The organism is Muriicola sp. E247 (assembly GCF_041358175.1).
Taxonomy (GTDB): Bacteria; Bacteroidota; Bacteroidia; order Flavobacteriales; family Flavobacteriaceae; genus Muriicola.
Genome location: NZ_JBGKBE010000002.1, coordinates 385422 through 411225 on the forward strand (window position 1 = coordinate 385422; position 25804 = coordinate 411225).

Sequence of the window (25804 nt, forward strand, 5' to 3'; positions counted from 1 at the left end):
TTCATTGCAGGCCTTTGTTGTCTGTTTGTCATTAATATGCATTCCCAATCCCACAATTTGGGGGAGGCATACCAGAATGTTGAGTCTAAAGTGATCGAATGGCGAAGAGACATACATCAGAATCCCGAACTGTCTAACAGAGAATTTAAAACTGCCGCTAAAATTGCTGCTCATTTAGCCTCGCTAGGGATTGAAGTACAGACGGGAGTGGCACATACCGGGGTTGTGGGTATTTTAAAAGGCGATAGTCCTGGAAAAACTGTGGCCCTTAGAGCCGATATCGATGCCCTTCCTGTTTACGAGCGAAATGAATTACCTTTTAAATCTACTGTCACTTCCGAATTTCTGGGAGAGAAGGTTGGGGTGATGCACGCTTGTGGTCACGACACACATACTGCCATCCTGATGGGTGTTGCAGAGGTAATGGCTAACAACAAGGATAAGATTAATGGTACGATTAAGTTTATTTTTCAGCCTGCTGAAGAAGGTCCTCCACCCGGAGAAGAGGGTGGTGCCAAACTTATGGTGAAGGAAGGGGTTCTTAAAAACCCCGATGTAGATGCCATTTTTGGTTTACACATCAATTCTCAAACCCCCGTGGGCATGATCAGGTATAAGTCGGGAGGCGCCATGGCAGCTGCTCAGAGCTTTACCATTAATGTAAAAGGAAAACAAGCTCACGGCTCAAGACCCTGGGCCGGTGTTGATCCTATTCTGATCAGTGCGAAAATTATAGATGGACTTCAAACGATTATCAGCAGGGAAACAGAATTGACCAACGAGGCAGCAGTCATTACTGTTGGAAAGATCAAAAGTGGTGTCAGGTTCAATATAATCCCTGAAAGTGCAGAAATGCTCGGTACTATCAGAACACTGGATTACGACATGAAAGACAAGCTCAACAAAAGAATGATGGAAATGGTGCCCGCTATTGCCAAGGCGTATGGAGGTGAAGCTACCATTGAAATAAAAGACGCTACGGATATTACCTACAACGAGCCTAAGCTGGTGTCTGCCATGCTTCCCACCTTAATACGGGTCGCAGGAGAAAGCAATGTGGTAGAACAAAAGGCTATCACTGGAGCTGAGGACTTTTCTTATTTTCAAAGAGAAGTTCCCGGTTTTTTCTTCTTTCTCGGCGGGATGACACCGGGTAATACAGAGTCCTTTGGACACCATACCCCGGATTTTATTATAGATGACAGCGGGTTGATTTTAGGTGTTAAAGCCCTTACTGAATTAAGCCTCGACTATTTAAATAAGTCCTAATTAACAATCACAAAAGAGAAATGAAAAAGAAAGGGATAACAATATTGCTGATGATATTAATATGCAGTATTGGTATAAGTCAGAGTAAAAAAGAGCTTCAATTTCAGTTGGAGGAAAAAGAAGCTGAAATTCAACAACTGCAGACTGAATTATCCTCGGTAAAGCGGGAATCAGCCAAATACAAAGCTGAGATGGAGGCGGTTAATTTTCAAATGGAAGAGTTAAGAGCCACTAATGCCTCCTTATTGCAGAATCTGACCAATTTCACTGAACTCTCAAACAAGAAAACCGAAAATATCAGTAAGTCGCTGGAGACACTCAGATCAAAGGAAAATCAGTTAAAGAATATAAGTGCTGCGCTTACTCAGACTGATTCCCTCACCCTTGCTTTGCTGACCAATTTTAAAAATGACCTGGGAACAGAGGTAAAAACAGGCCTGAGCAACGGAGCTGTAACGCTGGTTCTTAATAACGTATTTCTATTTAAGGAAGTAGACCGAAACTTTGAGGTAGTTGCCGAAGCCTTGCCGGTATTGGAAAAAATAGCAGCGGTTCTCAAAAAATATCCCGAGCTTAAGATTACAGTAGAAACCAACAGCAATGCTCTCGATTTTAAAGAGTTGAAATTAAAAAACAACTGGGCCCTCAGTTCATTGCAGGCTGCAGGTGTAGTCACAGTATTAACTGAAAATTTCGGAATTGCACCCTTGCGCTTAGAGGCAACAGGTAAAAGTGAATACGGCTTTAGCGGGATAGAAACCAGTACCCGGATTAAAGTACAACCCCCTTATGACACCTTTTACAGGACCGTAAAGGATATGATGAAATAGATCAAAATGAGTTAAACTGGCTTCCGGACAAACCCGGATCTGGTATACTTTTTATTTGATCCCTGCGTTGTAGTTTCAGAAATCAAATCAAACACCAAAAAATTATGACCGGAGACGGAATTTTACAACTATTCGGCTATTTATTACCGGCAGTAGTCACAGGGGCTGTTGCTTTTTATTTTTTTAGATTACATACCAAAAATGAAGAAGGCAGAAGGCGTTATCTTCTGCACAAAGATTCTCAGAAGAGTGCGCTTCCAATACGTTTACAGGCTTATGAGCGTCTGGCACTTTTCCTCGAAAGAATTTCCATTCCAAATTTAGTAGTTCGGGTAGCTCCTGTTTCGGCGGATAAAGCAGCCTATGAAAACCTGCTCATCAGGAATATAGAAAATGAATTTGATCACAATTTATCACAGCAGATCTATATGAGTGATGAATGCTGGAATGTAATTAAGGCCGCTAAAAGTGCTACAATACAAGCAATACGTCGTGCAGGGATGAGCGAATCAGATTCTGCAGACAAGCTTAGGGAAGATATCCTGAATGAAACAATGGACAAGCAATCTCCGTCGGCTACTGCGCTTGCATTCGTCAAAAAAGAAATTAGTGATCTCTGGTAGCCCCTCTATTCAAGTTCTATCTGTAACTGACTTTGCTGGTGGCTTTTTGCTTCGGCATATTGAAATCCACTCTCCCACCAGGCAGTCATCTTCTCTTTCTCAAAGATGAGAGAATTGGTAGTTAAAACTATAGGCGTGTAGTAAAAGTTGATAATCGCGTCATTGTTGTTGGCTACAAACTTTCCGATACGGATATTTTGCCGTTCGATACGATCGAGCATAAAAGCAAACATATTCGTAAGAAGGGAAAATGCATTTCTTGAAGGCATACGGTTAAAATGGGTGGTTTCTGTATGCAGGATTATGGCGTCTACAATCTTAGCCCCTCGTTTTACAGCTTCCTCGATCGGCACCATACTGCCCAGACCCCCATCTGCATATTCACAGCCTTCCTTCCTGACCAGGCTCATAAATGGGGTGTAATTACAGGAAATCCAAATCCATTCACAAAAATCATCGTATTCAAAGTCGTTAATGGATTTGTACTCGATCTGGTTCAGGGATAAATTCGATACGGTTACCACTATATCCTTGGGTCCGTGTTTCAGGATTTCAAATTCTTCCGGAGTAATAGTTTTCTTAATAAGCTTCAGTAGATTGTGGCTTTCGCCGAAAGTTTTACTGCCGTTATAAAAGTTTTTCAGCACATTCCAGTGGGCTATCCCAATATTGGATACCCCGTGTTTCTTTTGAATTGTAAATGGGCAGTTACTAAAAATACTATTTTGGGTAACTGAGGTGTACACTTCCTTGATTTTCTGAATTTTCTGCAGTGCCAGATGGGAAATCAAAAGGCTGCCCGTAGACGTCCCCAAAAACAGATCGTATTGGTGCTTCTGCTGTTCCATAAGGAACTGAGCTACACCCCCGGCAAATGCGCCTTTGCTACCACCTCCTGATATTACCAATGCTCTCATTCCTCGTTTAATTCGTTTGACAAATATTTATATTCCTCGCCTTTAAGTTCATTCAGCAGGGATCTCAATCTTTCCTCCTGTACTTCATCACTAATCAGGTCTTTAAGGATGGTCCTAGCAAATTGGCGAAATTGCCATGCCGGATGAACGGCAGCGTTGACCAGATCCTTAAGATTTTTATCTTCATAAGGAAAAACTTCACCAATGAGTTGAAAAGCCAGCTGCCTTACTTCCATTGGATACGGTTCCGCCGTATAAGAAAACAGCTCTTTTGTATACTCCTCCAGCTCTTCAACGGGAAGGTAATCCCTGGTCAAGATAGCCAAAAGCAACCATAATTGCCTGATGTTTTTATTGGAAAAGCCGGTAATTCCCCTGCACTTGTCTAGGTATGTCTTCCGTTGTCCGGGTCTGAGTATCCAGAGTTTGAACAATGCATTCTCAAGGGTAATATAGCTCTTGTCATTCAATAAAGACTCGTAATCCTCAATCAGCTCTTCGGGTATAGGGCCTGGGAGAAAGGAAAGGGCCTGTCTTACCTTGAAGTCGGCACTATTAAAGGCCTTTTTCAGGAATTCAGTGGAGAGTGACCTGTGGTACTGAAGTATCAGACGTTTTCTGAATTCGGAGGAAGTTGTATTTCCCCAAAACTTTTTAATTATTACTTCATTATCCTCTGTGCTGGAGATAAGTTCTAACCGCGCCTTAAAAAACTGATCTATTGGAGGGTATGAATTACGTAAATACTGATTAACCTCTTTTTCATGGAATGTTTTACTTTCAAGCCAACGCTGCCGGAAGCTTTTAAGCGAAGTGGCGGATGTTGATTCTAATTGTGCAAGAAAATCGTCCACTGTGGCATTTTTAAATGAAAAGGCCGTTAGAAATTCCTGTACTCCTCGCCTGAAGTTCTCATCTCCTAAATACTCCCGAAGCATAAGCAATGCAAAGGCTCCTTTTTCGTAAAACGTAAGGCTGTTAGCTGTGGGATCAAGAAGGGATGTCCCCTCCCCTTCCCTGTCGGCATTTGCCAGTTCGTTTGCCTTTTCAAGCAGCATCCAGTAGAAATGGTCTTCCCCAAGGAATTCCTTTTGGGCCAGCCATGAATAATAGGTTGCAAATCCTTCATGCAGCCAATGGCTGGAGGCATCCTGTTCGGTAACAAGATTGCCAAACCATTGATGTGCCAGTTCGTGGGCATTGACATTAACATAATTCCGATCCTTGAAGGCCGTCGAGTCTGTCATAAAGCTATCTGAAAATAACGTCACCCCAGTGTTCTCCATCCCGGCATAGAGGAAATCACGTACCGGCACCTGCTTGTAGTTCTGCCAGGGATACGGCACCCCAATTTCTTTTTCAAGTAAATCGAATATTTCTTTAGTGTACCGATATGTAGGTTCTGCCTTTAACGAATCATGTGGGTAATAATGAAGATAAAGGGGTTTTCCCGAAGCCGAAATTTGCTTTTCAGAACTGTATCGTCCTCCGGCAAAGGCAAGGAGGTAACTACTCATGGGTTTAATCATCTCGTAATGCCAGGAGCTGGTTTGATTATGATCGGTTGTTTTTGCTAATTTGCCATTGGATATCACTTCATAGCCTTTAGGAAAATCAATGCTGATACTAAAGCTGACCTTCTCTGACATCTCGTCAAAACTTGGAACCCAATGACTGTTGTATTTGCCCTGTCCCTGGGTCCACACCTGCTCGTTGCCTGGAATTGTATCATTCCAGCCAAGGAAATACATCGCCTGATCAGGCTTGCAGGAATAATGGATGTCTATAGAATATTCCTTGTTTTCCCGGTATTTTCTGGATAGAACCAGATATCTCCCATCATAGGTGTATCGAACCTTTCTTCCATTGAGGTTTACTTTACTAATGTTCATCGCTCTGGCATCGAGATAAACAGAATCAACAGTGTTATCAACGCTAAAATGATACTGTACCTGCCCCTGAACTGACTCATTAAATGGATCGACCTTAATCATAATCTCCCCGCGCAGAAAGTCGGATGCACTTCCTTCCTGCCCTGCAACATGACAAAGTCGGAATAAGAAAAAGAAAAGAATCAGGCCCGGCTTTAAGAATCTACTCATACTTCCCAAAATTAGTATTTTGATCTGTTGCAGTTCAAGCTTGTAACCATTAATTTAGACAAATGAAACCCAATCTTTTGCAAACCCCGATTACGTATCTCAAAGGGGTAGGCCCAAACCGGGCGCAGGTATTGCAATCAGAACTGGGAATTGAAACCTACAGCGACCTTCTCCACCACTTTCCCAACCGCTATATTGACAAGACGCGATACTACAAAATAAATGAGCTGGAGCGTAATTCTGCAGAACTTCAACTTACTGGCAGGATTGTTCACATAAAAACGGTAGAACAAAAAAAGGGGAAACGACTCGTCGCCCGATTTGTGGATGAAACCGGCGAAATGGAATTAGTGTGGTTCAGAGGGCACAAATGGCTCAAAGAACAGCTGAAGCTCAATGTACCCTATGTCATTTTTGGCAGAACGCAGTGGTTCAATGGTGTTTTTTCTATGCCGCACCCGGACATGGAATTGTTGTCTGATCATGAAAAAGGATTGCGCATCAAGATGCAACCTATTTATCCTTCTACCGAAAAACTCAGCAATAAAGGGATCACTAATAAAGTGCTAAGTCAACTTGTACAACAACTCTTTCTTGAAACCAGGGGCGCCTTTCCCGAGACACTCACGACAACCCTCCTGGAGGATCTCAAGCTCATATCCCGAAGGGAGGCATTGCTGAATATACATTTTCCCAGGGATCAATATAAATTGGCAAGGGCCCAATTCAGGTTGAAATTTGAGGAGCTCTTTTTTATACAGGTACAGCTTATCTCAAAGAATCTGTTGCGAAAAAAAAAGATAAAGGGCTTTCCATTTCAGCACGTAGGGAAAAAATTCAACACCTTTTACAAAGAGTATCTTCCGTTTCAACTGACCGGGGCGCAGCAAAAGGTGATCAAGGAGATCAGGGCCGATTTAGGGAGTAATGCCCAGATGAACCGACTCTTGCAGGGTGATGTGGGCTCAGGAAAGACGATTGTAGCGCTGATGTGTATGTTACTAGCACTTGACAACGGTTACCAGTCCTGCCTGATGGCTCCCACTGAAATCCTCGCCAATCAGCATTTCAACAGTCTTAAAGAACTCCTAGGGGAAATGGATGTTTCCATAGCCCTTCTAACGGGTTCTGTCAGGAAATCAAATCGGAAGGAGATACATGAGGCCCTGGAAAATGGCAGTCTTCATATTCTGGTGGGTACACATGCCGTGCTTGAACACAAGGTACAATTTAATAACCTGGGACTAGCCATCATTGACGAACAACACCGATTTGGAGTGGCACAGCGTTCAAAATTATGGCATAAAAATGAGATTCCCCCACATATTCTGGTTATGACGGCAACCCCCATCCCCCGTACCCTTGCCATGAGCCTGTATGGTGACCTCGACATATCGGTGATAGATGAATTACCCCCCGGGAGAAAACCTGTGAAGACAGTCCACCGCTATGATACAAACAGATTAAAAGTCTTCAGATTTATCAAAGAGGAAATAAAGAAAGGCAGGCAGGTTTACGTAGTGTATCCTCTTATCAAAGAATCCCAGGCCCTGGATTATAAAGATCTTATGGATGGATATGAGAGCATGGTAAGGGATTTTCCCCTTCCGGATTATCAGATTTCCATCGTCCACGGGAAAATGAAATCTGATGATAAGGATTACGAAATGATCCGCTTTGTGAAAGGGGAAACCCAGATCATGGTGGCAACTACGGTCATCGAAGTTGGTGTTAACGTCCCAAATGCGACCGTCATGATTATTGAAAGTGCAGAACGATTTGGCCTCTCACAGTTGCACCAGTTACGCGGCCGAGTTGGGCGTGGGGGCGAACAGAGTTATTGTATTCTGATGACAGGGCAGAAACTATCCTCAGAGGCCAAAACCCGCCTGGAAACAATGACAAGGACCAATGATGGCTTCGAAATTGCCGAAGTGGATCTGAAACTACGTGGTCCGGGAGATCTGATGGGAACGCAGCAAAGCGGACTTCTGAACCTCAAAATTGCCGATATTGTAAAAGACAATGACATCCTTAAAACGGCGCGATTCTACGCCATGCGTGTCTTGCAGGAAGATCCTGATCTGATCCTCGAAAAAAACCTCCCGCTCAGGATCACATATCTTGAACTAATCAAGAATAAGAACATCTGGAATTACATCAGCTAGTGCTTACCAGGATGGTAAGGTGGCAATATCCGAAGTTTGAACATCGTAATTTTCAATTGGTAAAATTTCAATTCAATTCCCTATGATTTAGTTTTGTGGGCTTAGAAAACATTGACAATGAGTGAACGGAGAACACTATTTGACAAAGTATGGGATTCTCATGTAGTAAGAAAAATTGAGAAAGGTCCCGACGTTTTATTTATAGACAGGCACCTGGTACATGAAGTTACCAGTCCGGTTGCATTTCTGGGGTTGAAAAATCGCAATAGCAAGGTCCTCTACCCTGAACGTACATTTGCTACTGCCGATCACAACACCCCTACAATTAATCAGCACCTTCCGGTAAAAGATCCTCTTTCAGCGAATCAGCTGAAGGCACTGGAAGAGAATGCCAAGGAGCATGGAATACCTTATTGGGGACTTGGGCATCAGAAAAATGGAATCGTTCATGTTATTGGGCCTGAAAATGGCATTACCCTCCCCGGGGTTACTGTAGTCTGTGGTGATTCGCATACCTCTACGCACGGGGCCTTTGGTGCTATAGCCTTTGGAATAGGTACGTCAGAAGTAGAAATGGTATTGTCTACCCAGTGTATCATGCAGCCCAAACCCAGGAAAATGAGGATTACCATAGATGGAAGTTTGAACAAGGCAGTAACTCCCAAGGATGTAGCCCTCTATATAATTTCCCAACTTTCTACCTCCGGGGCTACCGGATATTTTGTGGAATACGCTGGGGAAGTCTTCAGGAATATGTCTATGGAAGGCAGGATGACTGTCTGCAATCTGAGTATTGAAATGGGTGCAAGGGGCGGAATGATCGCTCCGGATGAAAAGACCTTCACCTATATCAAAGGAAGAGAATTCACACCAAAAGGCGAAGAATGGGATAAGGCAATGGCCTATTGGAAAACTTTGTATTCCGATGCAGATGCGGAATTTGATAAAGAGATCGTATTTGATGGATCTATAATTGAGCCTATGATTACATACGGGACCAATCCGGGAATGGGCATAGGAATCTCTTCAGGGATTCCCACGGCGGAATCTATGGATGGAGGCGTATCCACTTACAGGAAATCACTAGAATACATGGATTTCAAAGAAGGAGATGCCATGCTGGGTAAAAAGATTGATTTTGTTTTCCTTGGAAGTTGTACCAATGGCCGAATAGAGGATTTCAGAGCCTTTGCAGAGGTGGTTAAAGGTCGGAAAAAGGCAGATCATGTTACAGCCTGGTTGGTTCCAGGTTCGCATCGGGTTGAAGAAGCTATAGAAAAAGAAGGAATCCTGGCTATTTTGGAAGAAGCCGGTTTTCAGTTAAGAGAGCCTGGTTGTTCGGCCTGTCTGGCTATGAATGATGATAAAATACCGGCAGGGAAATACGCCGTGAGTACTTCAAATCGAAATTTTGAGGGAAGGCAGGGGCCCGGAGCTCGTACCTTACTGGCGAGTCCGTTGGTGGCAGCAGCAGCTGCTGTTACCGGAAGGGTTACCGATCCCAGGGAATTAATGGAATTAGAAACCGCTTAAAACCCCATTAAATTATGGCTTACGATAAGTTTAACGTACTTAAAAGCAGCGCTGTTCCCCTTCCTATCGAGAATGTGGATACAGATCAGATTATCCCTGCCCGGTTTTTAAAAGCTACGGAGCGTAAAGGATTCGGGGGCAACCTGTTCCGGGATTGGCGTTACCACCCGGACAATAGTCCTAAAGAACATTTTGTATTGAATAATCCTATTTACCAGGGCAAGATCCTGGTTGGTGGTAAAAATTTTGGTTCCGGATCCTCGAGGGAGCACGCCGCATGGGCCATTTACGATTACGGTTTTCGCTGTGTGGTTTCCAGCTTTTTTGCTGATATTTTCAGGAATAACTGCCTTAACATTGGTGTTTTACCCGTTCAGGTGAGTCCGGCCTTCCTCCAAAAGATCTTTGAAGCCATTGAAAAGGACCCCAAGGCTGAATTTACCATTGATCTTCCTTCTCAAACCATTACTATTGGTGGGAGTTCAGAACAGGAAGAGTTCGACATCAACCCTTACAAAAAAGAAAACATGCTTAACGGATATGACGACATAGATTATCTTCTAAGTATGAAAGACGAGATCGAAGACTTTGCCGGCGGTCTGCCTTTATAAAATATTGTTACGTCATGCCTGAAGCCGCATTATCCCCCTCACAAAAACCACGGAAAAAAACTCCGGAAAAAGGTATTGTAACACAGCGAACCATAGAAATTATGGATACTACGTTGAGAGACGGGGAGCAGACATCCGGTGTATCCTTTTCGGCTTCTGAGAAACTGACAATGGCGAAGCTGTTGCTGGAAGAATTAAAGGTTGATCGTATTGAAATTGCTTCAGCAAGGGTGTCAGAAGGAGAATTTCAGTCGGTAAAAAACATCCTGGAATGGGCAATAGATCAGGGATTTGAAGAGCGTGTAGAAGTACTCACCTTTGTAGACGGAGGACTATCATTAGAATGGATGCAAGAGGCAGGTGCCAAAGTACAAAACCTGCTGACTAAAGGATCGCTTAATCACCTTACCCATCAACTAAAGAAAAAACCCGAAGAGCATTTTAAAGAAATTGAAGAGGTAATAAGACAAGCCCAGATCCTGGGAATTTCAACCAACGTCTATCTAGAGGACTGGAGTAACGGAATGCGTAATTCTCCTGAATACGTCTTTAGTTTCCTGGATTTTCTTGCTACCCAACCCGTAAAGCGCGTCCTATTGCCGGATACATTGGGAGTTCTAACACCGGGGGAAACAGGTGAATTCATAGGAAAGATTGTACAACGTTACCCCGGGATACATTTCGATTTTCACGGACACAACGATTACGATCTCAGTGTTGCCAATGTAATGGAAGCGGTAAAAGCGGGGTGCCAGGGACTCCACCTTACCGTGAACGGGATGGGAGAACGAGCAGGGAATGCTCCACTTGCCAGTGTAGTGGCCGTATTAAATGATTTTTTACCTGAATACAGGATCAATGTACAGGAATCTTCTCTCTTTAAAGTGAGTAAATTGGTTTCGGCATTTACTGGCTTTGTCATCCCTGCCAACAAACCAATAGTTGGAGACAACGTATTTACTCAAACCGCTGGTATACATGCAGATGGAGACAATAAAAAGAACTTATACTTTAATGATCTTTTGCCTGAAAGATTCGGTAGAAAACGCAAATATGCCCTGGGGAAAACATCGGGAAAGGCCAATATCCAGAAGAATCTTCAGGAGTTGGGACTTACACTAAACGATGAAGAAATTAAAAAGGTTACCGCCAGGATTATCGAATTGGGAGACAAGAAGGAAAGGGTTACCAAAGATGATCTGCCCTATATTATTTCCGATGTTCTGGACAGTGATGGTTACCAGCAGAAGGTGTTTGTGAAATCATATGTCCTTACCCATGCCAAAGGCCTCCAGCCTTCCACAACTATTTGCGTGGAGTTTGAGGGCGAGAGCATTGAAGAACACGCACAGGGAGATGGGCAATTTGATGCCTTTATGAACGCCTTGAGGAAAGTATACAGGGCAAAGAAAAAAAGTTTGCCCAACCTTGTGGATTATGCGGTTAGAATACCCCCTGGCAGTAATTCGGATGCCTTATGCGAAACAATAATCACATGGCAATGGGAAGATAAAGAATTCACAACCAGAGGACTTGATTCAGATCAGACCGTATCCGCCATCAAGGCGACAGAAAAAATGCTCAACATTATTTAACCTCCAGAAACAAAGCTTTTTTTATGGAATTAACTATTGCCCTATTGGCCGGAGATGGTATCGGTCCTGAAGTTGTGGAACAAGCCGTAAAGGTTTGCGATGCCGTAGCAAGTAAATTTAATCACAAGATTCACTGGAAACCCGCATTGACCGGTGCGGCGGCCATAGATGCTGTGGGAGACCCCTACCCCGACGACACTCATAACATCTGCGTAAATTCGGATGCCGTGTTATTCGGTGCTATAGGACATCCCAGATTCGACAATGATCCTTCGGCAAAAGTAAGGCCTGAACAGGGGTTGTTAAAGATGAGGCAGAAACTTGGACTGTTTGCCAATGTAAGGCCTACGTTTACTTTTCCTTCTCTGATTGACCGTTCCCCCCTGAAAAGGGAGAGAATTGAAGGCACCGACCTGGTTTTTCTACGGGAACTCACCGGAGGTATTTACTTTGGAAAAAGAGGGAGGGAAGATAATGGAAATACCGCATTTGACACTTGTACATATACGCGAATGGAGGTAGAACGACTGGCTAAAAAGGGATTTGAAATGGCCATGAAGCGATCCAAAAAACTTTGTTGTGTGGATAAAGCTAATGTGCTTGAATCTTCGCGTTTGTGGAGGGAAACCGTGCAGGCAATGGAAAAGGACTATCCTGAAGTTGAAGTGTCCTACGAGTTTGTGGATGCCGTGGCTATGCGCCTGGTACAATGGCCTAATTCCTACGATGTGCTTATTACAGAAAATCTTTTTGGTGATATCCTTACAGATGAGGCTTCGGTTATTTCCGGATCCATGGGACTGATGCCCTCGGCCTCGCTGGGAGAATCTATAGGCCTCTATGAGCCCATCCATGGTTCCTACCCTCAGGCAGCCGGAAAAGACATCGCAAATCCCCTGGCAACGGTTTTGTCTGCAGCCATGATGTTTGACGACCTGGGCTTGTCTAAGGAAGCGGAAGCCATAAGGGAAGTGGTAAACAAATCCCTTTCAAAAGGAATTGTCACCGAAGACCTCGCCGATAAAGGCCAGGGACACAAGACCAGTGAAGTGGGCGACTGGCTTGCAAAAAATATATAATTTTTAGTTACCCGGCTTTAGAGGATATACTCCGTACTGGTGAAGTTAGACAGTTTGGTTTCCAACAACTGATTTACAGTTTCCTTATTGATCTCATTATCCTTAAATGCCAGAAAGGTTCGTATTGAAAAAGACCTCAGGGCATCGTGAACGCTAAGGGTTGACTGGGCGGAATCCTTACGCCCTGTAAAGGGATAGACATCGGGTCCACGCTGGCAGGAGCTATTCAAATTCACCCGGCAAACCAGATTGGCTAAGGTATCGATAAGGGGTGCCAGGGTATAGACATCCTTCCCAAACAAGCTCACCTGCTGGCCGTAATTACTGGCTGCCATATCATCCAGAGGCTCTTCGATATCCTGGAAAGAAAGTACCGGGATGACAGGTCCGAATTGTTCTTCCTGGTAAACCCTCATGTCTTTTGTCACAGGGTACAGAACAGCCGGCCAGATATAGTTATCAAAATGCTTTCCGCCTTTTTTATTGATGATTTTCGCTCCTTTGGCAAGGGCATCATCTATTAGTTCCTGTATGTACTCCGGCTTACCGGGTTCTGGCAGAGGCGTAAGCTTTACCCCTTCATCCCAGGGGTTGCCAAATTTAAGCTCATCCACCCTCGCGGCAAACTGTTTTAAAAAGGTTTCCCTGACTTCTTCGTGAACATAAACAATTTTAAGGGCAGTACAACGCTGACCATTAAAAGACAGGGTCCCGGTGATGCATTCCTCAATGGTAAGCTCCATATTGGCATCGGGAAGAATAATAGCAGGATTTTTGGCCTCCAGACCCAACACCAGCCTTAGTCGGTTACTTTTTGGGTGTTGATCCTGCAGGGCATTCGCCGATTTACTGTTTCCGATTAAGGCCAGCACATCCACTTTTCCTGTTTTCATTATTGGGGCGGCAACTGTTCTTCCCCTTCCGAATAGAATATTTACAACCCCCTTGGGAAAACTGTTTTTAAAAGCTTCCAGTAAAGGAGTGATCAGCAATACCCCGTGCTTAGCCGGCTTAAAAATGGTGGTATTTCCCATGATTAGGGCCGGGATAAGGAGCGCAAATGTTTCATTTAAAGGGTAGTTATACGGGCCCAAACAAAGAACGACTCCCAAAGGGCCTCGTCTGATATGAGCATAAACACCTTCATGTTTGTGAAATTTGGCCGAGTTTCTATCGAGTTCTTTGTAATCTTCAATGGTATCGTAAATGTAATCTACAGTTCGATCAAATTCCTTGATTGAGTCAGGTAATGATTTCCCAATCTCCCACATCAGTAGTTTTACCACCTGATCGCGCTTGGTTTTCATCTGCTCCACAAATTTTTCCATGCATTCAATCCGGTCACTTACTTTCATTGTGGGCCATACTCCTTTTCCCTGATCATAGGCTCCGAGGGCTCCTTCCAGGGCGTCTATGGCTTCTTTTTCACCCAAATCAGGAATACTGCCAAGAATGGTACGTTCGTATTTTTCTGTAGATGAGATTGTTGAAAATACTTCTGTTACGGCTCCGTCCCAGGCTTTGAGTTCTCCATTCACCAAATAGGTTTTCTGATGAATCTGTTTGTCGATCTTATAGGGATCCGGAATTAATGATACTTCTGTGTTCATATGCTATTTTTTCTCTAAAGATTCATCTTACTTAAAACCTTAAACGATAGGTTTCATCGCTGTCATCGATGCTCGAAGTCGGGCACCCACCTGTTCAACCTGATGCTCCCGCAAAGCTTTATTTACCTCAATAAGCCTCGCATTAGGCACACCATTATCTCTTGATGAGCCATAAGATTTCCCAATCACATCCACATCGACCTTTTCCATAAAGTCCTTTAAAAGAGGCTTACAGGCATGATCGAATAAATAACAGCCGTACTCTGCAGTATCCGATATTACCCGATTCATTTCAAAGAGCTTCTTCCTGGCAATGGTATTTGCAATCAGGGGGGTTTCGTGCAAAGATTCGTAATAAGCCGACTCACCGATAATACCCGAATCAGTCATGGCTTCGTAAGCCAGTTCTACACCTGCTCTGACCATGGCAACCATAAGGACACCGTTATCGTAGTATTCCTGTTCAGATATCTTATCGTCCCCGGCTGGTGTTTTTTCAAAAGCAGTTTCTCCTGTCGCTGCCCTCCAGCTAAGTAAGTTTTTATCATCATTTGCCCAATCCTCCATCATCGTTTTGGAAAAATGACCACTCATAATATCATCCATATGCTTTTGAAAGAGCGGTCGCATAATATTTTTCAACTCCTCCGAAAGATCAAATGCCTTAATTTTGGCGGGATTGGATAGTCGATCCATCATATTGGTAATTCCTCCGTATTTTAAACCTTCCGTGATGGTTTCCCATCCATACTGAATAAGTTTAGAGGCATATCCGGGATCTATTCCTTTTTCGATCATTTTGTCAAAACACAGAATGGACCCTGTCTGGAGTAAGCCACAAAGGATGGTCTGTTCTCCCATTAAATCGGATTTAACCTCTGCGACAAAGGAAGATTCCAGCACACCTGCCTTATGCCCACCAGTGGCGGCAGCATAAGCTTTAGCCTGCGCAAGCCCCTTCCCTTCAGGGTCATTCTCGGGATGCACAGCAATAAGGGTTGGAACTCCGAAGCCTCTTTTGTACTCTTCTCTCACCTCAGAACCTGGACTTTTAGGTGCCACCATGATGACCGTAAGGTCTTTTCTGATCTGCATACCTTCTTCAACTATATTGAAACCGTGCGAATATGAAAGAGTTGCCCCCTTTTTCATCAACGGCATAACGTTTTTGATCACATTGGTGTGTTGCTTGTCAGGAGTCAGGTTAATCAGCAGATCAGCCGTAGGCACCAGTTCCTGATAGGTGCCCACCGTAAAACCGTTTTCCGTAGCATTGACATAGGATGTCCTTTTTTCTGAAATGGCAGCTTCGCGCAGCGTATAGGCGATATCAAGCCCTGAATCCCTCATATTCAAGCCTTGATTAAGGCCCTGGGCTCCGCAGCCAATAATCACAATCTTTTTTCCTTTTAGTGCCGATACACCATCCGTAAACTCAGTTGTGTCCATAAAACGACACTGTCCAAGTTGTTTCAGTTTGTCCCTCAGAGAAAGTGTATTAAAATAATTTGTCATGCGTGTTGTTGTTTGTATCTCGTTATTTTTCGTTTTCGTATTCATTTAGTAAAGCAGAAATGGGCATAGTCGCTTTGGTGACTGCAATTCGACCGGAACGGACAAACTGCATAATCCCGTACGGCTCGAGTTCATCGTGCATTTCGTCAATTTCATGCCTTCTGCCCGTTTTAGCAAGGACAAAGAATTCCCTGGAAACAGTTACAATCTGTGAATTGCTCTCCTTGATAATATTTTGTATTTGTCGTTCGTCAAATAGTAAATGTGAATCGATTTTAAACAGGGCAGATTCCTGATATATAATCTCATCATCGGTATGATAGAAAGCCTTGATTACTTCAATTTGCTTTTCTATTTGCGCCACAATTTTTCTTGTCCAATCTTCGGTGGTATTTACAACAATTGTAAATTTTGACACATGCTCTATTTCTGATTTAGAGACATTTAGGCCTTCTATATTAATGTGTCGCTTTAAAAATATCCCCGATATTCTATTCAGCAATCCGACATTGTTTTCCGAATATACTGAGATGGTAAACCATTTTTTCTCCATCACTTTTACTTTAATCTTATATCTGATACGGAAGCACCTGAAGGGATCATTGGAAAGACATTGTCTTCCTTTTCCACTTTCACCTCTAAAAAATAGGGTTCTGCAGAAGTGATCATTTCCTGAACGGCGGCTTTTAAATTTTTTCGTTCCGTCACCCGTTGAGCTTTAATGTGATACCCTTCCGCAATTTTTACAAAATCAGGATTGGTCATGACGGTTGAAGCATATCGACGCTCAAAGAAGAGTTCCTGCCATTGTCTTACCATCCCAAGGTGATCATTATTCAATACGACAATCTTTACTGCCGTTTTATTCTGATAAATGGTCGCCAGCTCCTGAATGGTCATTTGGTATCCTCCATCTCCTATAATTGCAACTACTTCGCGATCTTCAGCTCCCATCTTAGCTCCTATGGCTGCCGGTAAGGCAAACCCCATGGTTCCCAAACCTCCGGAAGTTATGTTGCTTTTCGACTGGTTGAACTTGGCATATCGGCAGGCCACCATCTGATGTTGTCCTACATCCGTAACAATAACCGCTTTATTCTTTGATGCTTTATTTATTTCCTCCACGACTTCCCCCATGGTTAATCCTTCCTTTGTGGGGTGCAGATCTTTTTCTATAACTGTTTTGAACTCTTCCTCATACCGCAAGCTGAATTCGTTACGCCAGGATTCATGACTGTTCTTTTTGATCCTGGGAAGTAATAATCCCAATGTTTCTTTTGCATTACCCAGCAATGCCACATCTACTTTTACATTTTTATTGATCTCAGCAGGGTCAATTTCCATATGGATAATTTTGGCCTGCTTGGCGTATGTTTCAAGATTTCCCGTAACCCGGTCGTCAAAACGCATTCCGATGGCAATAAGGACATCACATTCATTGGTAAGTACATTAGGGCCATAGTTTCCATGCATTCCTACCATACCTACGTTTAGCGGGTGATCTGTATTTAACGCTGATAAACCAAGGATGGTCCAGGCAGCGGGTATGCCCGACTTCTCTACAAATTCCTTTAGTTCATTTTCAGCTTGCCCTAGAATAACTCCCTGCCCAAAAACGATAAAAGGTTTCGCAGCTGTATTGATCAGCTCGGCGGCCTGCTCCAGATTGGCTTCTGTTACTTTTGGCGTAGGCTTATAACTTCGAACCCCTGTGCAGGCTTCGTAGTGAAAATCAAGCTCGTCAAATTGTGCATTTTTTGTGATGTCGATCAGGACAGGTCCGGGTCTCCCCGATCTGGCAATAAAAAATGCCTTGGCCATGATTCCCGGAATTTCTTCAGCCCTGGTGATCTGATAATTCCATTTGGTTACAGGGGTGGATATCCCGATAATATCGGTTTCCTGAAACGCATCTGAGCCCAAAAGATGCCTGGGTACCTGTCCGGTGATGCAAACCATGGGGGTAGAATCGATCTGGGCATCTGCAAGTCCGGTGACCAGATTGGTTGCCCCTGGTCCTGAGGTTGCCATGGCAACACCTACTTTACCACTAACTCTGGCGTATCCCTGTGCAGCATGTGTGGCACCCTGCTCATGACGTGTAAGAATATGTGTTAGTTTATCCTGAAACTTATAAAGTTCATCATAAACGGGCATTATAGCCCCTCCCGGATAGCCATAGATTAAATCGACACCTTCTGCCAGCAGACAGTGTATAATTGCTTCTGCCCCGCTCACTCTCATCGTTTTAGGATTCTTTTCTGATGCTTTCTTTTTTGTTATTGTATCCATAAATACTGCCTTTCAAACCGATATTTATATTTCTTTTTCTACTCAAACTGGTCGGTTACACACCCCTTAGAGGCTGACGATACGATTTTTGCGTATTTGTACAGACTCCCTTTTCGCACTTTCAATGGGGGTTGTTTCCATTGGCTCCTTCGTTTCTCCAGCTCCTTTTCAGATAATGCCACACTAATACTGTTTTCCACAGCATTAATTGTAATCATGTCGCCGTCTTTCAATAATCCGATCGCTCCTCCTTCCTGGGCCTCAGGGGAAACATGTCCTACAACAAATCCATGCGTTCCACCTGAAAACCGACCGTCTGTAATCAAAGCAACATCTTTTCCCAATCCCGCTCCCATTATGGCGGCAGTAGGTTTGAGCATTTCCGGCATTCCGGGTCCTCCTTTCGGGCCTTCATACCTGATCACTACCACATCGCCTTTTTTTACCTGGCCTTTACCAATTCCTTCATTGGCCTTGAATTCATCGTCGAAAACTTTGGCCGGACCTGTAAAATGATAGCCTTCTTTCCCTGTGATTTTTGCTACAGCACCTTCTTCTGCCAGGTTTCCATATAGAATGCGCAGGTGTCCCGTTTCTTTAATAGGATCCTGTAAGGAATGTACAACCTTTTGCCCCTCCTTTAGTGCCGGGACCTCACTTAGGTTTTCTGCTATGGTCTTACCCGTTACGGTTAAGCAATCCCCGTTTAACATGCCATTTTCAAGCATGAATTTCATAACAGCAGGAATTCCGCCTACCCTATGGACATCTTCCATCAGGTATTTTCCACTAGGTTTTAGATCGGCGAGAAATGGTGTTGTATCACTTATCCTTTGAAAATCATCGAGGGTAAAATCAATCTCAGCAGCTCTGGCAATTGCGAGGAAATGCAACACCGCATTAGTAGAGCCTCCCAATACTGTGATGAGCCTGACTGCATTTTCAAGGGATTTTCTGCTGATGATATCACTTGGCTTTATATCCTTCTCAATAAGATTTCTCAAGGCTCGGCCCGAATTCAGGCAGTCTACTTCTTTTTCTGAACCTATTGCCGGATTAGAAGAGTTATAGGGCATAGCCATCCCCAGAGCCTCGATAGCCGATGCCATGGTGTTTGCCGTATACATTCCTCCACAAGCACCCGCTCCAGGACAGGCATTCTGAATGACCTGCTTGAACTCATCTTCCTTCATGGTGCCGGCCACTTTCTCCCCCCATGCTTCAAAAGCACTTACAATGTCTAGTTTTTTATTATTCAGGCATCCTGACGCAATGGTACCTCCATAAACCAGGATTGATGGCCTGTTTAGTCTGATCATTGCCATTAGAGCTCCAGGCATGTTTTTGTCACAACCGACAACCGTCACCAGGCCATCGTAATTCATCGCCTGCACAACAGTCTCCATCGAATCGGCAATAATATCCCTGGATGGCAGGGAATAACGCATCCCATAGGTTCCCATGGATATCCCATCACTGACGCCGATGGAATTAAACACCAGACCTACCAACCCCTTTTCGTCAAGACCTTTCTTTACATGTTGGGCCAGGTCATTAAGGTGCATATTACAGGGGTTTCCTTCGTATCCTGTACTTCCTATCCCGATAAGGGGTTTTTTTAAATCCTCCTCGCTGAGTCCGATTGCATATAGCATCGCTTGCGCTCCGGGCTGAGTAGGATCTTGTGTGACATTCTTACTGTATTTATTTAATTCTGTGCTAGTCTTTCCCAAATGTGCCGGTTTTCTTAATAAATCCTATAGGTTTCAAAGATACTTGTTTAAAAACCACGTCTGAATTTACATTGTATGCTACGATAAATTCAATGTCCATTGATTAGCGTTAACATGTTGTATATCAATATTTTAATACGGTTTTAATTATCATATTCACTATGTATTCAGCAAGGGGAAAAGAGTGAGAATTGATACTCTTTAGGCTAAAAAATTACCTATTTTTGGGCATGCAAAATTCAATTTCTCAACAAGTTGAGGCACAGCAAAGGTATTTTAATATAGGGCAGACCAAGGATGTACGATTTCGAAAGGAGCTCCTTAAAAAATTACAAACCGAAATAGTGCGCCAGGAGGATGCTATTTGTGAAGCCCTCTACGCAGATTTTAAAAAGCCAAAATTTGAGACCTTAATCGCGGAGACCCAGTTTGTTCTTGCCGAACTAAAGATGATCATTAAACATCTGGAGTTATGGGCAAAACCGGAGAGAGTACCCTCCTCCATCCTCAACTTCCCTTCTTCCGACTGGATATACAAAGAACCCTATGGGAATGTCCTTATCATTTCCCCCTGGAACTATCCTTTCCAATTAACCTTGCTGCCCTTAATTTCGGCAGTTGCAGCCGGAAATACCGCTGTCCTGAAGCCTTCCGAACTCACTCCTAAAACGAGTTCAGTTATTCAAAAGCTCGTAAGTGCTGTTTTTAAACCGGAACACGTATTGGTTTGTCAGGGGGATGCTGAAGTGGCTAAGAGTTTGCTCAAAGAAAAATGGGATTATATCTTCTTTACCGGTAGTACAAGGGTGGGAAAAATAATATATGAAAGTGCTGCCAGCCAACTTACTCCGGTTACCCTTGAGTTGGGAGGAAAAAGTCCCTGCGTTGTTGATGAGACCGCAGTTCCGGCCCAGGCAGCCAGGCGAATTGTCTGGGGAAAGTTTCTAAACGCCGGCCAGACCTGCATCGCACCGGATTATATCCTGGTTCACACACAGATAAAAGAGCAACTGCTGGAAGAACTCATTAAAAGTATCAGGGCATTCTTTGGAGAAAATCCTGAAGAATCAAAAGACCTGGCCAGGATTATTTCACCAGCTCACTTCGAACGACTTATAGGCTTATTGAGCAATGAAAAAATCCTTTTTGGGGGAGCACATAATAGCGCAGACCGATTTATTTCCCCTACCCTGGTTGATGAGCCATCCAAGGAAAGTAAAATCATGCAGGAGGAAATCTTTGGGCCTATACTGCCAATAATCTCCTATAATAATGAAAACGAATTGGAAGCATGGATTCATGACGGTGGGAAACCATTGGCGGCCTATCTTTTCTCGAGGCGTAAATCATTTCAAAAAAAGTTTGTGAGGGACTTTAGTTTTGGTGGAGGCACTATCAATGACACCTTATTGCAAATATCAAATAAAAACCTTCCTTTTGGAGGGGTCGGAAAAAGCGGATTAGGATCCTATCACGGGAAAAGGTCGTTCAATACTTTTTCGCATCAAAAAGCCGTAGTAAAAAGGGCTACATGGCTCGATTTCCGTTTCAAATATCCTCCTTACAACGTACCTCTGAATCTGATTAAAAAAATGAAACATATATTTTAATGAATACAGAAAAGAATGTAACCGAGGCTATTCAATACCGAAGGTCCGTAAGGGTGTATGACAAAGATAAAGACATCGACCCCGAGAAAGTAAGAAAGTGTATCCAAAATGCTGTTCTCGCCCCTACAAGCAGCAACTTGCAACTCTGGGAATTCTATCACGTAACAGATTCCGAAGTCCTCAAGGAACTGGTAGAGGCTTGTCTTGGACAGAATGCAGCCAAAACGGCCAAGCAAATGGTGATAGTGGTAGCCAGAAGAGATTTATGGAGAAAACGGGCTCGATCAAACAGGGACTTTCTTTTGAAAAATATAGGCGACAAACCCAGAGAAGAGTACAGCAAAAGGGAGAAGTTTGCCCTGGGCTACTACACAAAACTAATTCCATCGATGTATGCAGAGTTTCTGGGATTATTAGGATGGATTCGATATGTGTTTTTTTGGGTAATAGGCCTTTTCAGGCCCGTTTACCGGCAAGTAAGGAGATCAGATTTAAGAATTGTCGCACACAAGAGTGCCGGTCTTGCTGCTCAGAATTTTATGATTTCCATGGCTGCCATAGGCTACGATACCTGTCCTATGGAAGGCAGTGATACGGCCAGAATTAAAAAGATCCTGAACTTACCGATGGGAGCTGAAATTACTATGACTATAGGCTGCGGGATACGGGATGAAAAAGGAATCTACGGCCCCAGATTCAGAGTGCCCTTTGAAGAGGTCTATAAGGCTGTTTAGGAGGTGAGTTTAAAATGTACAGTATCTCCAAAAGTCCTTTGAGCGAGATAATTGGACGATTTTTCTGAGAGTTGCAGGATACGTGGATATCCACCTGTTGTCTGGCCATCGCGCATGAGGATAATCAATTTACCCCCGGGAGTTAACTGCACTGTGCCGGGTAAGGTAGCCGAAGTTAGCATGGCATATTGATGTTCTCCAATTGCTTCCTGGAGCTGATACGCCATTCTGTTGTTCTCTTTTGCGATGGTAAAGGGCCGACTAAAAAGAATTTCTCGTTGCTCAGCTGACAACAGATCAAATTCAGGAGCTCTACTGACCTCCAGGGTAAGGACCCTATCTATTTCCTCAGGGATCACATTTGTGATCTTAGGTTCAAAACTCGTGGTCTCCTCGTAAGGGATTTCCATTCCAGCCAGGAGATGATCTTTTTCGGTAAGGGGAATATAAAATGACCTGCTGTTTAGTACTTCCGCTGTACTAAATCCACCTTTCACAGCCACATAGGCACGCAGTCCGTTTATATGCCTTCCAAATGCGAGCTTATCTCCAGCAGTTACCTTAAAAACGCTGTGATTGTCTATATCTACTTCATTCAACTGGGGAGAAAAATTGGCCCCGGTTATGGAAGCCCATGTGTCTTTTGTAAATTCTAATACGGGGCCGGACATGGTAATTTCAAGCACTGCTGCATCTTCTTTATTCTCAAGCATGGCATTAGCCAGTTTAGCAGCGGCCTGATCCATGGCCCCGGAAACGGGAACCCCCAAATGCCGCAATCCATACCTCCCATTGTCCTGAATGGTAGTGAAAAATCCGCTTTTTTTAATCTTAAGCACTATTTGATTCTTTAGTTAGTAAGTCGAGTCCTACCTCAGCCTGAATAGTATGCAAATCGAATTGAGCTCTCGGTATTGAATAAAATTGTACCCTATCACCTACTCTGATTAGACAAGGATTTTCCTTTTCTGCGTTAAAAATTGGAACAGGACAATTCCCTATGAGATTCCATCCTCCCGGGCAATCCTGCGGGTACACGCCGGTCTGTTTCCTGGCAAGGCCTACCGAGCCCTTTTTTACATGAAGTCTGGGTGCCGCCCTTCTGGGTAATACCAATTCTGCCGGAACTCCCCCCAGATAAAGAAATCCTGGTAAAAAACCAATTCCATAAACCGTATAGGTAGCCGAAGTATGCAAACTGATGACTTCTTCGATTGTTTTCCCCGTCTGCTCACTTACCTCCTCAAGATCTATCCCGAATTCCTCGTCATAGCAAACAGGTAACCTCCATAGCCTTGATTCTTGCTTTACCCCTTCTTTTCTCAAAGGGTACAACTTTTGAAGATCAGCAGACAATTCTTTAAAATCGATTTTACTCTTATTATTTATTAGGGCCAGCGAATTGTATGCAGCAACGAGTTCCCATTGACCCGGACCATAACCTTCACTACGAAGAAAATCTTTAAAAGTCAGAATGTCATCGAGGATACTTCTTTCGATCTCTTTTGGCCATTCAATCAGGATCGCCCGTTCGCCAAAAGGTTTAATATGGATGGGGTAAGAATTCATTTCTTTAAATGAATATTGTGCTTAGGAAATTCCTCGGAAAGATACATTAATATTTCATACGCACTGCTAGTGTCTCCATGAATACAATAGGTATTTGCTACAATAGGAATAAGACGCCCTGTTATAGTTTTAACGCTTGACTTTCTAATCATTAGTAAGAGGTGTTTTAATACTTCTGATGGATCTGTCAGCAAGGCAATTTCGGAAGTTCGAGAAACAAGGCTGAGGTCCTCATTATAGTTTCGATCTCCAAAAGCCTCATAGATGCAGTGAAAATCTGATCTTTCAGCTTCTTCAGCAATAACAGAACCATAAGGCACGAATAGGGACGTACGACTTTTGTATGGTTGGAGAATCTTGAGATACTGTTTTGCTAAAGAACGATTTTTTGCCAGGTCATTGTAGAGAGCTCCATGCGCTTTGATGTGACTCAGGGCTACCTTGTGTTCAGCGAGGATTGCATCCAGTTTTGCGATCTGAGAAAGGATACTTTCACTAAAATCCTCCGGGCTCATTTCAATGCTTTTACGGCCAAAATTTTCCCTGTCAGGGTACGATGGGTGTGCTCCTATACTGACATGATGGGCCAGAGCCAGTGTGATTACATCCCGCATGGTCTTATCATTTCCCGCATGAGCCCCGCAGGCCAGGTTGCAGGAAGATATATATGGAAAAAGTTTTGCTTCGTTCCCAAGCCCCTCCCCTACATCACAGTTGATGTCGATTTCCAATTTCTCCATCATGAACTTATTACAGACCAGATACTCTTTACACCTAAGGAAATTATTAGCAACAGAAAGATCAGCCCAAGAATATTCTGCCAGATTTTATTCTTGTAAATGCCCATAAGTGATCTTTTATTGACTATCCATAACAGGAAGATACATATAACAGGTAGCAATAATCCATTTGCCACCTGGGCAAATTTAATGATCTCGATAGGCTTCAGATTGAGAGACTGGAAAGAAACCCCAGCCAACAATACAGATGCCCATACAGCACGAAAGCGCCAGGATTTAAAGCTGCTATCCCAGTTAAAGCAACTTGCTGTAACATAAGCCGCTGCCAGAGGGGCAGTAATTGCCGAGGTAATACCTGCAGCGAACAAACCTACCCCCAAAAAGTATTTTGAGGATGTACCATAGAGAGGCTCCAGCCCTTTGGCCAGATCGAGTCCACTACTTACTTCGGTGAGCTGACTAGATGCAGCCGCGATTACAATCGCGATTGAAATCAATCCGCCAAGACCTATGGAAAGGATGGTATCCCACCTGATGGCTTTTAAATCATCTATTGAATTCCACTTTTCACTCACCAGAGATGCGTGTAAAAATAAATTATAAGGTACGACGGTGGTTCCAATCAACGCCACTACCGTCAGCAGACTACCTTCTGGTAAGGAAGGAGAAAAGAGTCCGGACAGAATGGAGGATACTTCAGGTTTGGTGAGGATGGCGGCCAGAATAAATGAAATGCTCATCATCATGACAAGACCTACAAATATCTTTTCCAGCATTTTATATGAACCGGCAAACAGCAATACAAAGGCACAGCCGCCGATAAGCCAGGAATACCAGGGCGAGGGTTCGCTACCCAGCAGTGCCTCCAACCCAAGAACGGCGCCTCCTATATTTCCCGCTTCATAGGCCGCATTCCCTACAACAATGGCCGCTAAAATTATTCCAAGAACTGAGACACGTATCCACGGACGTGTTAATTCTTCCCTGATACTGGCTGTCAGACCTTTTTTTGTAAGGATACCCACCCTCGCTGCCATTTCCTGAAACATCATAGTCGTGGCAATGGAAAGGAGCATAGCCCATAAAAGGGTAAAACCAAACCCTACCCCGGCTAGGGTACAGGCCGCTATAGTTCCCGGGCCCACAAAAGCTGCCGCAATGAGAAATCCGGGACCAATTTTCTTAAACACAAAAAAGTAATTAGAGTGAAATGTACATCAAAGTTAAAACTTAACCGAATTTCAAAGAGAATCACCCCTCTAAAAAGAAAATTA

The 25804-nt window shown here is 43.6% G+C and carries 21 protein-coding genes; 10 read left to right on the forward strand and 11 right to left on the reverse strand.

The window, feature by feature from the left end:
- Positions 1–36 precede the first annotated feature (36 nt).
- The 3 genes from ACA086_RS05365 to ACA086_RS05375 all read left to right on the forward strand — a co-directional run bounded on the left by ACA086_RS05365 (position 37) and on the right by ACA086_RS05375 (position 2722).
- Entirely contained in the window at positions 37–1269 is a 1233-nt protein-coding gene (locus tag ACA086_RS05365) for an amidohydrolase (RefSeq protein WP_371002475.1), read from the forward strand.
- Between the two features lie 20 nt (positions 1270–1289).
- Positions 1290–2099: a hypothetical protein gene (locus ACA086_RS05370; protein WP_371002319.1), complete on the forward strand. Its 810-nt coding sequence runs from the start codon at positions 1290–1292 to the stop codon at positions 2097–2099.
- Between the two features lie 104 nt (positions 2100–2203).
- Positions 2204–2722 (forward strand): hypothetical protein, encoded by a 519-nt coding sequence (locus ACA086_RS05375; RefSeq protein ID WP_369749271.1) that lies wholly within the window; start codon positions 2204–2206, stop codon positions 2720–2722.
- Positions 2723–2727: 5 nt separating this feature from the next.
- Here ACA086_RS05375 and ACA086_RS05380 read toward each other — a convergent pair whose 3' ends face one another.
- Both ACA086_RS05380 and ACA086_RS05385 read right to left on the reverse strand, forming a co-directional pair.
- Positions 2728–3639, reverse strand: coding sequence for a patatin family protein (locus tag ACA086_RS05380; RefSeq protein ID WP_371002320.1), 912 nt, complete (start codon positions 3637–3639; stop codon positions 2728–2730).
- A complete protein-coding gene (locus ACA086_RS05385; protein WP_371002321.1) occupies positions 3636–5741 on the reverse strand; it encodes a M1 family metallopeptidase in 2106 nt (701 codons plus the stop codon). Before ACA086_RS05385 ends, ACA086_RS05380 begins: the two co-directional genes overlap by 4 nt.
- 62 nt (positions 5742–5803) lie before the next feature.
- Here ACA086_RS05385 and recG point away from each other — a divergent pair, with 62 nt between their 5' ends.
- The 5 genes from recG to leuB all read left to right on the forward strand — a co-directional run bounded on the left by recG (position 5804) and on the right by leuB (position 12727).
- On the forward strand, positions 5804–7909 hold the full coding sequence (recG, locus tag ACA086_RS05390; protein ID WP_371002322.1) for an ATP-dependent DNA helicase RecG: 2106 nt from the start codon (positions 5804–5806) through the stop codon (positions 7907–7909).
- Positions 7910–8026: 117 nt separating this feature from the next.
- On the forward strand, positions 8027–9442 hold the full coding sequence (gene leuC, locus ACA086_RS05395; RefSeq protein ID WP_371002323.1) for a 3-isopropylmalate dehydratase large subunit: 1416 nt from the start codon (positions 8027–8029) through the stop codon (positions 9440–9442).
- Between the two features lie 14 nt (positions 9443–9456).
- The gene (leuD, locus tag ACA086_RS05400; RefSeq protein ID WP_371002324.1) at positions 9457–10053 is read left to right on the forward strand and encodes a 3-isopropylmalate dehydratase small subunit; all 597 of its coding nucleotides are present in this window, start codon (positions 9457–9459) and stop codon (positions 10051–10053) included.
- Between the two features lie 101 nt (positions 10054–10154).
- Positions 10155–11648 carry an alpha-isopropylmalate synthase regulatory domain-containing protein gene (locus ACA086_RS05405; RefSeq protein ID WP_371002476.1) on the forward strand — a complete coding sequence of 498 codons (1494 nt, stop codon included), beginning with the start codon at positions 10155–10157 and terminating at the stop codon, positions 11646–11648.
- Between the two features lie 23 nt (positions 11649–11671).
- Complete coding sequence (gene leuB, locus ACA086_RS05410) at positions 11672–12727, forward strand: 3-isopropylmalate dehydrogenase (RefSeq protein WP_371002325.1); 1056 nt, start codon at positions 11672–11674, stop codon at positions 12725–12727.
- A gap of 17 nt (positions 12728–12744) precedes the next feature.
- On the opposite strand, the gene ACA086_RS05415 is transcribed toward leuB, so the two are convergent.
- The 5 genes from ACA086_RS05415 to ilvD are packed head-to-tail and all read right to left on the reverse strand — an operon-like array spanning position 12745 to position 19877.
- Entirely contained in the window at positions 12745–14337 is a 1593-nt protein-coding gene (locus ACA086_RS05415) for an NADP-dependent glyceraldehyde-3-phosphate dehydrogenase (RefSeq protein ID WP_371002326.1), read from the reverse strand.
- Between the two features lie 39 nt (positions 14338–14376).
- Positions 14377–15852 carry a ketol-acid reductoisomerase gene (ilvC, locus tag ACA086_RS05420; RefSeq protein WP_371002327.1) on the reverse strand — a complete coding sequence of 492 codons (1476 nt, stop codon included), beginning with the start codon at positions 15850–15852 and terminating at the stop codon, positions 14377–14379.
- A 22-nt stretch (positions 15853–15874) separates the two neighbouring features.
- Positions 15875–16405, reverse strand: coding sequence for an acetolactate synthase small subunit (ilvN, locus tag ACA086_RS05425; RefSeq protein ID WP_371002328.1), 531 nt, complete (start codon positions 16403–16405; stop codon positions 15875–15877).
- A 5-nt stretch (positions 16406–16410) separates the two neighbouring features.
- The gene (gene ilvB, locus ACA086_RS05430) at positions 16411–18144 is read right to left on the reverse strand and encodes a biosynthetic-type acetolactate synthase large subunit (RefSeq protein ID WP_371002329.1); all 1734 of its coding nucleotides are present in this window, start codon (positions 18142–18144) and stop codon (positions 16411–16413) included.
- A gap of 38 nt (positions 18145–18182) precedes the next feature.
- Positions 18183–19877 (reverse strand): dihydroxy-acid dehydratase, encoded by a 1695-nt coding sequence (gene ilvD, locus ACA086_RS05435; protein WP_371002330.1) that lies wholly within the window; start codon positions 19875–19877, stop codon positions 18183–18185.
- A gap of 230 nt (positions 19878–20107) precedes the next feature.
- Between ilvD and ACA086_RS05440 the strand changes: the two genes are divergently transcribed.
- Together ACA086_RS05440 and ACA086_RS05445 are read left to right on the forward strand one after the other, a co-directional pair.
- A complete protein-coding gene (locus ACA086_RS05440; protein WP_371002331.1) occupies positions 20108–21487 on the forward strand; it encodes an aldehyde dehydrogenase in 1380 nt (459 codons plus the stop codon).
- Entirely contained in the window at positions 21487–22221 is a 735-nt protein-coding gene (locus tag ACA086_RS05445; RefSeq protein ID WP_371002332.1) for a nitroreductase family protein, read from the forward strand. The genes ACA086_RS05440 and ACA086_RS05445 overlap by 1 nt, the downstream gene beginning before the upstream one ends.
- On the opposite strand, the gene ACA086_RS05450 is transcribed toward ACA086_RS05445, so the two are convergent.
- The 4 genes from ACA086_RS05450 to ACA086_RS05465 are packed head-to-tail and all read right to left on the reverse strand — an operon-like array spanning position 22218 to position 25720.
- A complete protein-coding gene (locus tag ACA086_RS05450; protein ID WP_371002333.1) occupies positions 22218–23060 on the reverse strand; it encodes a biotin-dependent carboxyltransferase family protein in 843 nt (280 codons plus the stop codon). The two genes, ACA086_RS05445 and ACA086_RS05450, sit on opposite strands and share 4 nt — an antisense overlap.
- A complete protein-coding gene (pxpB, locus tag ACA086_RS05455; protein ID WP_371002334.1) occupies positions 23053–23790 on the reverse strand; it encodes a 5-oxoprolinase subunit PxpB in 738 nt (245 codons plus the stop codon). The genes ACA086_RS05450 and pxpB overlap by 8 nt, the downstream gene beginning before the upstream one ends.
- A complete protein-coding gene (pxpA, locus tag ACA086_RS05460) occupies positions 23787–24533 on the reverse strand; it encodes a 5-oxoprolinase subunit PxpA (RefSeq protein WP_371002335.1) in 747 nt (248 codons plus the stop codon). The genes pxpB and pxpA overlap by 4 nt, the downstream gene beginning before the upstream one ends.
- Positions 24530–25720 (reverse strand): Nramp family divalent metal transporter, encoded by a 1191-nt coding sequence (locus ACA086_RS05465; RefSeq protein ID WP_371002336.1) that lies wholly within the window; start codon positions 25718–25720, stop codon positions 24530–24532. The genes pxpA and ACA086_RS05465 overlap by 4 nt, the downstream gene beginning before the upstream one ends.
- Positions 25721–25804: the final 84 nt, after the last annotated feature.